This window comes from Pseudoalteromonas sp. SG43-5, assembly GCF_014164345.1.
Lineage (GTDB): Bacteria > Pseudomonadota > Gammaproteobacteria > Enterobacterales > Alteromonadaceae > Pseudoalteromonas > Pseudoalteromonas distincta.
In genome coordinates this window covers 1-237 of the sequence record NZ_JACJFA010000053.1, presented here as the reverse complement: position 1 = coordinate 237, position 237 = coordinate 1, and the positions used below count along the sequence as shown (strand labels likewise).

Annotated in this window: 1 pseudogene; it reads left to right on the top strand. The window is 52.3% G+C overall.

Annotation, left to right across the window (positions count from 1 at the left end):
* Window positions 1-237 (top strand): annotated as a pseudogene (locus tag H5161_RS20305) (RTX toxin); the annotation flags it as partial.

Here is a 237-nt window from a genome sequence, read left to right as displayed (position 1 = left end):
CACCATCGAAGTAAGTGTACGCGACAGTGTTGGCAACGAAACTACAGTGAGTGATACCACCACTATCGACACGCAAGCGCCAATACTCACCATTCAAAACGTAGGCGATGTTAGCGACTTAACACCCGAGCTGCAGGGCACCAGTAATGAAATTGGTGGCACTGTTACACTCACCATCACCGACAGCGCAGGCGCTGTGCAAACCATTGAGACCCTAGTTGGCAGCGATGGCCACTG